Source organism: Sphingobacteruim zhuxiongii, from assembly GCF_009557615.1.
GTDB lineage: Bacteria > Bacteroidota > Bacteroidia > Sphingobacteriales > Sphingobacteriaceae > Sphingobacterium > Sphingobacterium zhuxiongii.
Genome location: NZ_CP045652.1, coordinates 1,033,386 through 1,047,824 on the forward strand (window position 1 = coordinate 1,033,386; position 14,439 = coordinate 1,047,824).

Here is a 14,439-nt window from a genome sequence, read left to right on the forward strand (position 1 = left end):
TCTATCTAGAATGATTAGTCGATATACTCAAATCCAACGTATGGAATTAGTACTTCTGGAATTTTAATTCCCTTGTCAGTCTGATTGTTTTCTAATAATGTCGCTACAATTCGTGGTAGTGCTAGTGCCGAACCATTGAGTGTATGTGCTAATTGTGTTTTACCTTCTTCATTTTTGAAACGAACCTTCAGTCTGTTCGCTTGGTATGTTTCAAAGTTAGAAACCGAAGACACCTCTAACCATCTTTTTTGAGCTGCGCTGTAAGTTTCCATATCGTAGGTCATTGCAGCTGTGAAGCTCATATCACCACCACATAGTCTTAAAACGCGGTATGGTAATCCAAGTTTTTGTAGCAATGATTGAACGTAGGCGCTCATTTCTTCAAGTGTGTTGTAAGAATTGTCGGGATGAACAATTTGTACTAACTCCACTTTATCGAATTGGTGTAAACGGTTTAGTCCACGTACATGCGCACCGTAAGAACCGGCCTCGCGACGGAAACATGGAGTATAACCGCAATGGCGAATAGGAAAATCGTCGGCTTTAACAATGGTATCTCTATAGATGTTCGTAATAGGAACTTCGGCCGTTGGAATTAAATATAGGTCATCGTTCGTCACATGATACATCTGTCCTTCTTTATCCGGTAGTTGTCCTGTAGCATAAGCAGAAGCCTCGTTCACAACGATAGGAACTTGGACTTCTCCATATCCCATTTTTGCAGCCTCATCTAAGAAGAAATTAATCAAACCTCTCTGAAGTCTAGCACCTTTGCCTTTATATACCGGAAATCCTGCACCGGTTACCTTTGTTCCTAATTCGAAATCAATGATATCATATTTAGCAGCAAGTTCCCAATGAGGCAGCGCATCTTCTGCTAGGTTTGGCTTCTCGCCATTTTCTAGTACAACTTCGTTGTCTTCTGGGGTTAAACCTTTTGGTACTTGGCTATATGGTAAATTAGGAAGCTGAACTAACTTGTTGTGGAGTTCCACTTCAACTCGCTCTAATTCGTCTGTAAATTCTTTTTGTTGTTCTTTATATGATGCAGATTGTGATTTAATAGCTTCAGCTTCTTCCTTCTTGCCCTGACGCATTAGATCTCCAATTTGTTTTGCTAACGAATTAGCTTCCGCAGCTATAGAGTCAGATTGGTTTTGGATTTTACGACGTTGTTCATCCAATGCTATGATTTGGTCTACCAAATCAGCGTCGTTGAAATTCTTGACAGCAAGTCTTTCAACTACCTTATCCCTGTTTTCGCGGATGTAATTTAATTGCAACATATAACTTTACTTTTGTTAAAATAAAGCACAAAGATAAGAAGACCTATGTAATTAATGAAGTCGAAAATGCAGTGTTTCATTTTTTGAATCCTTACAATTTTGTATCATTGCATCATGAAAAAGCTGTCCGCCCTAATGTTCCTCATCAGTATATGCCATTTATTTACACAAATGGCTTGGGCACAAAATGCTAATATTGCCGATTTTGATGTTAAAGAAAATTTGTCCCAAAATGGAAAGCTGGCAATTATCGCGGTTGATAGCCTAAATAAGACCAATAATGGAATTCAAGGAAGCTATAAATTTAATATAAATGGTTTCCAACAAGATTTACAGTTTAATGATGGCGTAGCTGTTACAGCAAATCCTATCGAATCTTCCACGTTTGTTTTTTTTAAACACAAAAGTCCGCATAAAGATATTGGTAAGTTGTATTTTCTACGTGTAACCGAGAAAGGAATCACACCATATAAGATCTCGGGAATGTTACTGATAATATTGCCTTTGTTGATCTTATTTATCGCCTACAAGTTTAAACGCTTTTTAGTAACGCTAGCGATTTTGGCTGTTGCCTATTTGTATTTAAATTATAGCAAGGGCCTTGACGTAAAGCAATTAATCGAGTCGACAATTTTGGGTCTTAAAGATCTGATTTAGAAAGGCATTCCAACCCCGAAATTGTATTGCATGAAATTATAACGATCGGGTTTATGGGCGTCAAAGTACACTTGTTTAAAATCCTTGGAATTAAATAATCTACGAATAACCCATTGTTCTTTTCCTTTAAATTGTGGATCTTTCACTTTGAGTCCCGCATCTAAGCGGATGATAAAATAATCCATATCGACTCTTAATCCAAATCCTGTTCCTATAGCTACTTGCGAAAGGAATTTATTGAACTTGAATTCGCCGTCTAAGTTGATGTTGTTTTCGCGGAGGTTCCAAATATTTCCGGCATCAATAAATGTTGCACCATTAAGCTTTGCTCCAAAGAAGTTGTTTAATAGTCTGAATCTATATTCGGCATTGGTTTCCAATTTAATTTCCCCCAATTGATCCAGGTTTCTCAAGTTTACTCGAAGTTCTTCGCGTACAACTTCTCTATTATAACCACCGGGTCCAAGTGTTCTCGCTTGCCATGCACGTATGCCGTTCATACCTCCAGCAAAGAAACTTTTTTCGAAAATCATCAGTTTGGAGTTGTTGCCATAAGGAACGGCAACCCCCGAGTTAAATCGAAAGACAAATTGTTTGTTTCCACCTAAATATTTATACCAACGGTAATCGACTTCTCCCTTGATGTATTGTAGGAAAGGCACGCCAAATAATAGCTTTTCGCCATTTTCATTCTGTTTAAAATTGACGACATTACCCAACAGTCCAAGTAAGTTTCCAGAGATATCTACCCCTCCTCGGAAATAATTGAACGTCTCTTTTTTTGTTAGTTTAGGTGAATTGAAAGTATAGGAATATTGTGCCCCTAATCCGAAATATTGGCGATGATTACTTTCTACATATAATTGATATCCTTCCTCTAACAATTGCTGCCGAAAGGCATCATTTAATCTCCCATCTCTATATTCAATTACGACCGGTGTCAAGCTATGTAAACTATTGCTTGATTGGTACCACATATAGTTCAGGCTATTGATCCAATATCTATTTGCATAGGTTTGGTCCTGAAAGAATAGCTGTAAGCTTGAGGAAAACGTTGTTCTGGGAATACCGTATCGCCCTACACTGCGTATACCGAATGGGGTAAGGAGCCTTGGGAATGATAAATTCACACCAAATTGTAAGTCGTTATTAAAGATTTTATCAGTTAAGCTTCCTGGTAATCGCGTGTCAAAGAGTACGCCGTATCGAAGTTTAATTTCTATTGTTTCTGACCCTCCGAATACGTTTCGATGAGAGAATGTATTACCAACGTTAAAACCACTCATTCCTGACGAAAACGTAAATTCTCCCTCAATCTGATTGCTCATTGCTGAACGCGGAATAAGATTATAGTAAACGTCTAATTTTGAAGAGTCTTTTTTATCATAGTTGATCTTAACCGATCGAAACCCATTCATTTCATAAAGTCGATCGTAGGATAATTCTTCATTATCACTGTTGTAGATCTGCCCACTCCTTAAATAAGCGTATCTCGCAATCGGTCTTAATTTGAAACGGTTTGTTTGGTCGGTGAAATTGATTTTTGTAAAACTGTCGAATCTTGCGCTATCATTTCTTTTTAACCCTGCTTCTGGCGCTTCTATTCGTAAATATACATCGTTAATGGTATAGACTTTATGTTTTGTAGAATCTGATGGGTCACTTACTTGCAATTTGATGTCGGTGCTGTATGATTTTCCGAGCGTATCAAGTCCGACACGCATATATTGCCTTAGGTAATCATAGTAGCCATTTTCACGCATCTGATTATACATGTTCTCACGTTCGTTATAAAAATCAACCGCATCATATTGCTTTCCCTTTTGAATACTAGATTTCGGCATGACTTTGCTTTCATAAAGCGCGCGTACTTGCGGATCAGTTACCGTTCGCGAAATATCATTGACCAAATAAGGCGTTCCCAAAATTGCATTGAACTCAATCTTTGCTTTTTTGTTCTTAATCGATATGTTCGGAGTTACAGAAGCATTGAAATATCCTTTTGTTTGAAGGTACCGTTGAATTTGGTTTGCCGATAGTTCTACGACCGCAGAATCTAGAATATGAGGAGCTTCACCTACATTTTTTATCTTTTCAGTTTTATAGCGACCGTTGTTGGTATTAAAGATGTTGTAAATGGTTAAATATAGGGGTGAATTGGGTCTGATCTCATTGGCAACATACATTTGCGTATGTTCTTTCAACTCGGGGCTCATACCGTTAATATCGATATCTGTGACCAATGTTTGTTGATCTTCTAGATACTTTGCCGAACGACAAGAAGCAAAAAATAGCAGTAAAAACGTTATACTTGCAAAAAATAAAATACTTCGTTGTTTAGTCATTCACCCTATGTTGTCAAAAGCACAAATCAGTCTAATTGCATCGTTGCAGCATAAAAAATTCCGAAACCAACAGCAGATGTTTGTTGTAGAAGGAATAAAATCTGTATTAGAATTTGCTAGCTCTAATTACAAGATACAAAAAATATATGCTACAGCAGAAGCTGCTGCAAAATTGGGTAAAATACCTCAAAATATAAAACTTGAAGAGCTCAACGAGGTAGAATTAAGTAAAATAAGTCAGCTTAAGAATCCACAGGGGGCGTTGGCTTTGGTTGAGATTCCAGATCTTACTGAGTTAAACCCAGACTTATTGATGAATAAGCATAGCCTCGTTTTAGATGATGTTCAAGATCCTGGTAATCTAGGTACAATCATTCGGACGGCAGAATGGTTTGGTATAGAGTCTATTATATGCTCGATTGGTACCGTTGATTGCTATAATCCTAAGGTCGTTCAAGCAACGATGGGGTCACTTTCTCGTGTAAAGATTCATTACGTCGATTTGGAAGATTTTCTCCAGAAAAGTGAACTACCAGTTTTTGGAGCGCTCTTAGATGGCGAATCCATTTACGACACTGATTTCAAGACTTCCGGCTTGATCTTAATGGGCAACGAAGGAAATGGAATTCGAAAATCTCTGTTACCTAGGATAGATCATGCTGTGACAATTCCAAGGATTGGGCAAGCGGAATCATTGAATGTCGCCATTGCAACCACTTTGTTTTGTTCCGAAATAGCGAGACAATCATTGCTGAAAATTTAATCTCTGAATGGAAGTTCCAGAAGAACAAAAGCTTTACACCCTCCAATTTGGTTTACTTTGTTTAAGTTCCCTACTATTTTCAGCGAGCTTTAACATGATTATTCCTGAATTGCCAAACTACCTCTCTTCATTGGGAGGAGCGGAGCATAAAGGGTTAATCATTTCACTTTTTACACTAACGGCGGGAATTTCAAGACCATTCTCTGGTCGTTTGACTGATAAATGGGGGAGAGTCCCAGTGATGGCAATTGGGTCAATTGTTTGTGTACTTTGCGGCTTTTTATACCCGATACTTACCGGTATTTCTGGTTTTTTTCTACTTCGACTAGTTCATGGCTTTTCTACCGGCTTTAAGCCTACTGCAACCTCCGCTTATATAGCAGATATTATTCCTTCAACTCGATGGGGAGAAGCACTAGGTATGCATGGACTCTGCTTTAGTATAGGAGGAGCAATAGGTCCTGCAATCGGATCCTATGTTGCTATGGATTACGGTTTAAATACCATGTTCTATTCTTCCTCAGCCTTCGCATTCTTATCGATCATTATCGTGTTGAACATGAAGGAAACCTTGAAAACAAGGCAGCGATTTTCTCCTAAAATGCTGAAGATCTCTAGAAGAGATATTATTGAAGTTCGCGTAATTCCAGCAGCTATCGTAACTCTTTTATCTTATACCGCTTATGGAGTTATTCTAACGTTGATTCCTGATTGGAGCGAACATCTTGGGATCGCAAATAAAGGGATGTTTTTCCTAGCCTATACATTGGCCTCAATTGCTATACGATTTGTGTCTGGAAAAATTGCAGATCGCTATGGTCGTATTTCCGTGATGAAAGTAGGTTTATTTATTATCACTATTTCTATCTTTTATATTGGATTTAGTGATACTATCCTTAATTTAGTTATTGGCGCCTGTTTGTATGGAATTGGAACAGGAATTTTCTCTCCGGCTGTAAATGCTTGGACAATAGACTTGTCGTTACCTCAATATCGAGGGAAAGCAATGGCGACAATGTACATTGCATTAGAAGCAGGAATCGGTGCTGGCGCATTATTTGCTGGATACATATTCCATGATCATATTAAACGAATTCCATACATTATGTATGGTGACGCTCTTATTGTATTCTTAGCGTTCGTTTATGTGCTGTATTGGGATAAAAAAGCAAAAAAACACATTAACTAATTTAATTTAAATCTTATGGAAAACAGCTCGCCGAAAAGACCGTACTCTTTTGACCTCGCAGCTTCCTTATTTGCTACTGTACTGCTTATAGGGCTAATGTATGTTACTCAAGGGGTACTTTTACCATTGTTATTCGCCATTCTCTTAGCAATTTCACTTTTCCCGCTAGCTCGTTTTTTCGAAAGACTGCATCTTGGAAAAGCATTTTCTGCAATCCTAGCTGTTATCATCGCAATTGCAGTTATATCCGGCTTAATTTGGTTTATTGTTCACGAAAGTATCATTATTGGTAAGGATGCGAGTTCGATTACTGAAAAGGTATTATCTGTTTTAGAACGAGGACAAACATGGATTGAAGACCAGTTTGGAATTCATCGCTCAGAAGTAATGGAACAGTTGCGTGATCAGGGGAATAAAGCTTTGGAAAATGCTGGTGGGATGGTTACTGCAACTTTCGGCTCCATAGGAAATATGCTTGCTAGCGCTATTTTGGTGCCGCTTTATGTATTCTTTTTACTTTATTATCGTGATTTTTTTCGCGAGTTTTTCTTTAAAGCGTTTCGTAAATCTCCTCAACACAAAGTAAATGAGGTTCTTAACAAGATTTATGAAGTCGTACAAAGTTATTTAGTTGGTTTAGTGACAGTAATGGGAATTGTAGCTGTTCTAAACACTGGTGGTTTAATGCTGCTAGGCATTGATTACGCATGGTTTTTTGGATCCTTGGCTTCTCTTTTAATGTTACTCCCATATATTGGTATTGCCATAGGTTCTATTCTTCCGGCTTTGTTTGCATTGGCCGTTAAAGACAATGCTTGGTATGCCGTCGGTGTAATTGCTTGGTTTCAAGTTGTTCAGTTTTTAGAGGGGAATATCATCACGCCAAATATTGTTGGAAGTAAAGTAAGCATTAACCCATTGATGGCAGTTATTGGAATTTTGCTTGGTGGTATGCTTTTCGGCTTAGCAGGTTTAATCTTAGCGTTGCCACTTATCGCTACATTAAAGGTGATTTTTGACGCTTCCCCTGGCATGTCTGCTGTTGGATTCTTAATTGGGGAACCAGAGAAAATGCATCTTAAACGTAATTCTACTCAGGAATTGTTAATGAAGTGGGGGATCGTTCGTATGCCAAAGAACAAGCAGAAGGTTGAAGTAGATGTGAATGTTAGTACAGATGAGAATACCGACGAACCTAAGACTGAGGTATCCTATAGAGAGATTAATGAGTCTGAAGTACTTCCGTTGAATGATCAGGAGGAAGAAAAAGAGAATGAGAAATAGTGTTGATTAGAATCAGCAGATACTAACCAGCTTATTGGGTTTTAAGTCTCTTAACGTGTCATTTTGTATTTCATCTAGTATTAGGTGGTACAGTGGTTAGCTCTCTTTTGGACATATCTTTTTTAAGATTTCTAACAATAATTCGATTCCAGGATTACGATTGTTTTGATTCCACAATAGGGATAGTGTAGTTCGTTGGGGTATATGTTGTAATTCTAGGAAATCGACATGCGTATGATAACCTTTTTTGAGCGAAGAGGGCACGATGGCTATGCCGATTCCTTGAGCAACTAGGTTGAAAATACTTAATGCATTCACGGTCTTTAATGCAACGTGAGGCTGAAACCCTTGATCTTGAAAAATACTCATCACCAATTCATAGTATGATTTACTGTATTCTTTGGAAAATAGTATAAATGACTCCTGTTTGAAATCTTGGAGATTTACTTTTTTCGTTTTAGCGAGTGGATGACTTTTAGGTACGACAAGTGCGAAGTGATCCGTTAAAATCGAAATTGATTGCAAGCCAATGGGCGTCTCCTTAATGCGAACAAAACCAAAATCTAATTCATTCTTTAAGAGCATCTCAAGCTGAATTTCATTGCTAAGTTCGTTCAGCGTAATATCGATTAGTGGCTGTTGATGTTTCAAATTTGCTAACAATTCCGGCAATATTGCTTGTACAGCGGAACCTATAAAACCCAATTTTAAAGATGTGATTTTCCCCTCAGCAATTTTTTCAACCTGCGTTTTTATCGAGTTCAAATGATTAAAAAGAAAATCCACCTCGTTCTTTAGATAAACACCCGCATTCGTTAATGATACATTACGTTTATCTCTCAAAAATAAAGGTGTTTGATAAAACTCTTCCAACTGCTTGATTTGTCTGGATAGGCCAGGCTGCGCTATAAATAGACGCTCTGCGGCTCTTCGGAAATGTAATTCCTCCGCTAATACCTTGAAATAATGTAGATGTCTGAGTTCTATTTGATAATTCATAGTTATCAATTGTTGATTAATTTGATATTACTGATTATCAAATATAGGGGCTAGATTTGGATATATAGCTTTTTAAGATGAAATCATTTAATTACGGAAAAGAGAAATTAACTAGTGCTGTTGCAATAGCGATAACGAAGGGAGAGATCAAGGGAGTTTTGGCCGAAGATAGTGTAGCTGCTATTAATCAAAGTGCGCAATACGTTCAAGAAATTGTAGATGCAGGTAAGGTGGTTTATGGGATTAATACTGGTTTTGGACCTTTGTGTACATCCTTAATTAGCGCTAGCGATACAAAAAAGCTTCAAGAAAATATTCTTAAGAGTCACGCTGTCGGTGTTGGCGAACCGATTGAAATGGAACTTAGTAAGCTAATGTTAATTTTAAAGGTTCATGCCCTTGCGAAAGGGTTCTCGGGTATTCAGCTCAGTACGGTTGATCGCATTATTTGGCATATTGAGAACAATGTAATTCCAATTGTTCCAAAACAAGGCTCAGTTGGTGCTTCGGGTGATTTAGCACCATTATCGCATCTTTTCTTACCGCTTATAGGTTTAGGTAAAGTATGGTATAATGGCGAAATAAAGAATACGCAAGAGGTTTTGGATTTATTCGATTTGAAAGGTATTCATCTTGCTGCAAAAGAAGGTTTAGCGTTAATCAACGGCACACAATTTATGGCTGCTCATGGAGTTAAGGCAGTTATTGAAATGAATCGATTGTTGAGTACAGCAGATTTAGTAGCGACTTTAATGATTGAGGGCTTAAACGGTTCGATCAAACCATTTTATAAAGAATTACATGAGTTGAGGCCTTACAAAGGGAATGTATTTGTCGCCTCTACAATCTATAATTTGCTGAAGGGTTCAACTATTTTGGAATCTCATAAGAACTGCTCTCGAGTACAAGACCCGTATTCATTGCGTTGTATCCCTCAGGTTCATGGCGCTTCAAGGAATACTTGGTTGCATCTAAAAGAGATTATTGAAACGGAGATTAATTCTGTTACAGATAATCCGATTATTATTAATGGCGAATTGACCATTTCCGGAGGATCTTTTCATGGACAACCAATTGCTCTTCCATTAGACTATGCGACCTTAGCTGTTTCGGAATTAGGTAATATTTCTGATCGTCGAGTATATCTATCCCTGGAAGGACAAACGAACGGCGTTCCAAAATTATTAATGAAATCTACAGGATTGAATTCCGGTTTTATGATTCTTCAATATAGCACAGCGGCGATAGCCAGTGAAAATAAAGGACTCTGTTTTCCGGCGAGTGCTGATAGTATTCCAACTTCTCTAGGACAAGAAGATCATGTTAGTATGGGGTCGATTTCAGGACGTAAACTACTACAGGTTTTAGATAATGTAGATAAGATTCTGAGTATTGAATTACTTTGTGCCGCTCAGGCAAAAGACTATCATCAACCGTTGTTATCAACACCCATAATTGAAGCAATACATGGCCGCATACGTGAAATCATTCCGCATATCGAGGAAGATCAGCCAATGACGGACTTTTTAGATAAAGCTTTAGCTTTAGTTAAGTCTGGAGAATTAGTCGAATTGGCGCAAACTATTTCAAAGGAGAAAAGCGTTAATTATTTGGGTAATGGAGCCAATTTTTTTGAATGTTAATTATGAAAAAACAAGGAAAATTAATAGGTCCGTTTAAACAGTTATTGACCATGGCTAGTTTGCCTGATAAGGGCGCGCTACGCGACGATCAATTAGAAATACTCGTCGATGTTGGAATATGGACTCAGGATGGACAGATTCGCGAAATTGACGACTTTGAAACCTTAGCGTTGAAGTTAGGAGACAGTGTTGAACTGCATCGATTGGAAGGGGATTATATCGCCGTTCCGGGGTATATTGATTGTCATACTCATATTGCATTCGCTGGTAATCGTGCGAATGATTTTGCTATGCGAAATGCAGGAAGTTCTTATTTAGAAATCGCAGAAGCTGGCGGGGGTATTTGGAATACGGTTAAAAGTACACGTGAATGTTCACTAGAGGAGCTTAAAGAGTTAACGATAGAACGAGCGAATCAGCTTCTGAAGCAAGGTGTCACGACTATTGAAGTTAAGAGTGGTTATGGTCTTTCTGTTTCGGAGGAATTAAAGTCACTACGTGCAATTGCTGCTGCCGATCAAAATTGTCAAGCGGACTTAGTGAGTACCTGTTTGGCCGCTCATATGCTCCCTAAAGACTTTTCCGGAACTGCAGAGGAATATTTAACACATATGGTCAATGAATTATTCCCGATTCTAAAGTCTGAAGGTTTGTGCAATCGGATAGACATATTTATTGAGAAGACTGCTTTTACGGCTGACGAGGCGACAGAATATTTAATAAAGGCAAAAGCATTGGGCTTTGATATAACTATTCATGCTGATCAATTTAGCAACTCAGGTTCTAAGGTTGCAGTTGAGCTGGCTGCTATATCATCCGATCATTTGGAAGCTTCTTCTGATCTTGAGATAGCCATGTTGGCAAATTCGAATGTTGTTGCTGTAGCATTACCTGCGGCATCTCTTGGTCTAGGATGTCCATTTACTCCTGCGAGACGCTTATTGGATGCGGGAGCATCTTTGGCTATTGCGACTGACTGGAATCCAGGCTCTGCACCCATGGGTAAATTAATTGCGAGTGCTAGCATCTTAGCAAGCAAAGAAAAGTTGAGCAATGCAGAAATATTTGCAGCTGTTACTTTTCGTGCGGCGAATGCTTTAAATCTGAAGGATCGAGGGAAATTGCAAGTTGGTAAGGTTGCTGATTTTAATATTTATAAAACGGATAATTATCAAAATATCACTTATCTCCAAGGATCCTTAGACCCCCGTTTTGTTTGGAAGCGCGGAGAATTGATGTTTACTAAATAGATTTTCATGACGGAACTTAACGATTTTCAAGAAGCATTGCTTCAAGGGATTCCAACAGAATTACCGCCGGCAGCTATATATGATAAAGCTGTCAGTCACGCCCCTAAACGTAAGTCAGTACTTACATTAGCCGAGGAGAAGCTGGCAATTCGAAATGCCTTACGCTATTTCCCTCAGAAATGGCATGGGGTATTGGGTAAAGAATTTTTGGATGAATTACGGCAGTATGGTCGGATTTACATGTATAGATTTCGACCTACTTATAAAATGTTCGCACGCCCGATAAATGAATATCCAGCGAAATGCTTACAAGCGGCTTCAATCATGTTGATGATTCAGAATAACTTGGATCCTGATGTGGCGCAGCATCCATACGAGTTAATTACATATGGTGGGAACGGTGCTGTGTTTCAAAACTGGGCACAATACCTGCTTACGATGAAGTTTTTGTCGATGATGTCCAACGACCAGACGCTTCATATATATAGTGGCCATCCCATGGGATTATTTCCCTCTTCTCCGTTTGCACCACGGGTGGTTGTCACGAACGGTATGATGATTCCAAACTATTCTAAGCCTGATGATTTAGAACGATTTAATGCGCTAGGCGTGACACAGTACGGTCAAATGACTGCCGGCTCCTATATGTACATTGGGCCACAAGGGATTGTTCATGGAACCACTATAACTGTGATTAATGCATTTAGGAAACATCTACCAAGTCATGAAACCATTGCTGGTAAAGTATTTTTAACTTCCGGATTGGGGGGTATGAGTGGTGCACAGCCAAAAGCCGGAAATATCGCTGGTTGTATCACCGTTTGCGCGGAAGTGAATCCCGTTGCAGCTCAAAAGCGATATGAGCAAGGCTGGGTTGATGTGCTAATCAGGGACATGGAGTCGCTGATTGATCGCGTTCGTACAGCTATTTCAAATCAAGAAGTCATTGCAATTGCCTATGTTGGGAATATCGTTGACGTTTGGGAGCAATTTGATCGTGAAGATATTAAGATTACGGTTGGATCAGATCAAACGTCTTTACATAATCCCTGGTCCGGAGGATATTATCCCGCTGGCCTTAGTTTCGAAGAATCGAATGATTGGATTGCACACAAACCGAATGAGTTTAAGTTAATGGTTCAAGAATCATTGGTACGACATGCTGCTGCAATTAATAGACATGTTGCTAAGGGGACATATTTTTTCGACTACGGGAATGCATTCCTACTAGAGTGTTCTAGGGCAGGTGCAGATGTCATGTCGGCAAATGGAATCGATTTTAAATATCCTTCTTACGTGCAGGATATACTCGGTCCTATGTGTTTTGACTACGGATTTGGACCTTTTCGTTGGGTTTGTACGTCTGGAAAGTCGAGTGATTTAGAAACGACTGATCAGATAGCCCTAAAGGTTTTATCCGACATAAAAACCAGTTCTTCAGAAGAGATTTCTCTTCAAATGGAGGATAATATTAAATGGATTAAGGAGGCAAAACAAAATAAATTAGTTGTTGGTTCGCAAGCAAGAATATTATATACCGACGCATTGGGCAGAATGAAGATTGCGATGGCATTTAATGAAGCCGTTCGCGATGGTAGATTAACGGCTGAGGTAGTTTTAGGGCGAGACCATCATGATGTTTCTGGAACGGATTCGCCGTATCGAGAAACGAGCAATATTTATGATGGTTCTAGTTTTACTGCAGACATGGCGATTCATAATGTAATCGGGGATAGCTTTCGTGGTGCAACTTGGGTTTCAATTCACAATGGTGGCGGTGTCGGTTGGGGTGAGGTAATCAATGGAGGATTTGGTCTGTTACTAGATGGCACTGAAGCAACTGAAGATAAGATTCGTCAAATGCTTTTTTTTGATGTTAACAATGGCATAGCACGCCGAGCATGGGCGCGAAATAAAGAAGCGAAGAGCGCATTGGCTACCGAGTTAGCGAGAACACCAACTTTTAAAGTTACAGAATCGGTTTTGGTAGACGATAATTTGATCCAGCAACTCTTTAATGCATAAGATGAATAGTGCTAATTTGATTAATTATAGACCTGGCGATCCAACAATATGGAACGGAAGGGTAGATGGAACTACACCTGATTTATTTCGATGGCATCAAGTTGTTTCGATGATAGATCTGCGCGATGATCAATCCCTTGATGGAGCATTCGTATTGCTTGGTTTTTGTTGTGATGAGGGAGTTCGTCGTAATCTAGGTCGAATAGGTGCAAAACGAGGCCCTGAAGCGCTTCGAAAAGTATTGGCTGGGCTTCCAGTTCATTTTGATTCTTCAGTCCGTCTGCTTGATGCTGGAGATGTTATATGCGAGGGTGAGTTTTTGGAGGAGTGTCAAGCTAGTCTTACTATTGCGGTTAATAAAATTATAAGATCAGGTGGATTTCCAATTCTATTAGGTGGCGGTCATGAAATAACCTTTCCTCATTTTTTGGGTATTCAACAAGCAACTGGTCAATCGGTTGGAATTATAAATCTCGACGCCCATTTAGATATTCGACCATTAGTGGAGGGGAAAGGTAATTCGGGTACTGGTTTTTATCAAATAGCTGAATATTGTGAGGGAAAGGAAATCGATTTTAAATATCTAGCAATTGGCATTCAAGATATTTCCAACACAAAGGCGCTATTTAATTTTGCCCATTCCAAATCTGTGCAAATCTTCCATGTCAAGGAACTCCATGAGCAACGGATTGGGAAAATTATCGATGAGATAATCGCATTTGGGAGATCCGTTGACTCGGTGTATTTGACGGTTGATTTAGACGTTTTCTCCGCTGCCTATGCGCCAGGAGTGTCTGCTCCAGCATATCGCGGAATTGTTCCAGATATCAACTTTGATCTGTTGTTCAGTACGATTCTTGAGTTGCCAAATCTTCGTTCTGTTGATGTCGCTGAGCTTAATCCTGCTTTCGATATTGACAATAGGACAGCAAAACTGGCAGCTGATTTACTATTTAAAGTATTGCAAAAATAGTTCGATAATGGGTATCTTTAATTCT

Annotated in this window: 11 protein-coding genes; 8 read left to right on the top strand and 3 right to left on the bottom strand. The window is 39.0% G+C overall.

From position 1 onward, the window contains the following. Positions 1-14: 14 nt before the first annotated feature. Positions 15-1,286: a serine--tRNA ligase gene (gene serS / locus GFH32_RS04490; RefSeq protein WP_153509938.1), complete on the bottom strand. Its 1,272-nt coding sequence runs from the start codon at positions 1,284-1,286 to the stop codon at positions 15-17. Positions 1,287-1,457: 171 nt separating this feature from the next. On the opposite strand from serS, the gene GFH32_RS04495 reads away from it, so the two are divergent. Further along, a complete protein-coding gene (locus GFH32_RS04495; protein ID WP_228384218.1) occupies positions 1,458-1,943 on the top strand; it encodes a hypothetical protein in 486 nt (161 codons plus the stop codon). Here the strand turns inward: GFH32_RS04495 and tamL are convergent. After that, positions 1,940-4,288 (bottom strand): translocation and assembly module lipoprotein TamL, encoded by a 2,349-nt coding sequence (tamL, locus tag GFH32_RS04500; RefSeq protein ID WP_153509939.1) that lies wholly within the window; start codon positions 4,286-4,288, stop codon positions 1,940-1,942. The two genes, GFH32_RS04495 and tamL, sit on opposite strands and share 4 nt — an antisense overlap. 7 nt (positions 4,289-4,295) lie before the next feature. On the opposite strand from tamL, the gene GFH32_RS04505 reads away from it, so the two are divergent. The 3 genes from GFH32_RS04505 to GFH32_RS04515 are packed head-to-tail and all read left to right on the top strand — an operon-like array spanning position 4,296 to position 7,524. Continuing rightward, entirely contained in the window at positions 4,296-5,051 is a 756-nt protein-coding gene (locus GFH32_RS04505) for a TrmH family RNA methyltransferase (protein ID WP_153509940.1), read from the top strand. Between the two features lie 7 nt (positions 5,052-5,058). Continuing rightward, a complete protein-coding gene (locus tag GFH32_RS04510; RefSeq protein WP_153509941.1) occupies positions 5,059-6,240 on the top strand; it encodes an MFS transporter in 1,182 nt (393 codons plus the stop codon). A gap of 15 nt (positions 6,241-6,255) precedes the next feature. After that, the gene (locus tag GFH32_RS04515) at positions 6,256-7,524 is read left to right on the top strand and encodes an AI-2E family transporter (protein WP_153509942.1); all 1,269 of its coding nucleotides are present in this window, start codon (positions 6,256-6,258) and stop codon (positions 7,522-7,524) included. A gap of 96 nt (positions 7,525-7,620) precedes the next feature. Here GFH32_RS04515 and GFH32_RS04520 read toward each other — a convergent pair whose 3' ends face one another. Then, complete coding sequence (locus GFH32_RS04520) at positions 7,621-8,523, bottom strand: LysR family transcriptional regulator (RefSeq protein ID WP_153509943.1); 903 nt, start codon at positions 8,521-8,523, stop codon at positions 7,621-7,623. Positions 8,524-8,600: 77 nt separating this feature from the next. Here GFH32_RS04520 and hutH point away from each other — a divergent pair, with 77 nt between their 5' ends. The 4 genes from hutH to hutG are packed head-to-tail and all read left to right on the top strand — an operon-like array spanning position 8,601 to position 14,414. Beyond that, positions 8,601-10,166 (top strand): histidine ammonia-lyase, encoded by a 1,566-nt coding sequence (gene hutH, locus GFH32_RS04525; RefSeq protein ID WP_153509944.1) that lies wholly within the window; start codon positions 8,601-8,603, stop codon positions 10,164-10,166. Positions 10,167-10,168: 2 nt separating this feature from the next. Continuing rightward, positions 10,169-11,416 carry an imidazolonepropionase gene (gene hutI, locus GFH32_RS04530; RefSeq protein ID WP_153509945.1) on the top strand — a complete coding sequence of 416 codons (1,248 nt, stop codon included), beginning with the start codon at positions 10,169-10,171 and terminating at the stop codon, positions 11,414-11,416. A 6-nt stretch (positions 11,417-11,422) separates the two neighbouring features. Beyond that, entirely contained in the window at positions 11,423-13,441 is a 2,019-nt protein-coding gene (locus tag GFH32_RS04535; RefSeq protein WP_153509946.1) for a urocanate hydratase, read from the top strand. Next, complete coding sequence (gene hutG / locus GFH32_RS04540) at positions 13,434-14,414, top strand: formimidoylglutamase (RefSeq protein WP_228384219.1); 981 nt, start codon at positions 13,434-13,436, stop codon at positions 14,412-14,414. The genes GFH32_RS04535 and hutG overlap by 8 nt, the downstream gene beginning before the upstream one ends. Positions 14,415-14,439: the final 25 nt, after the last annotated feature.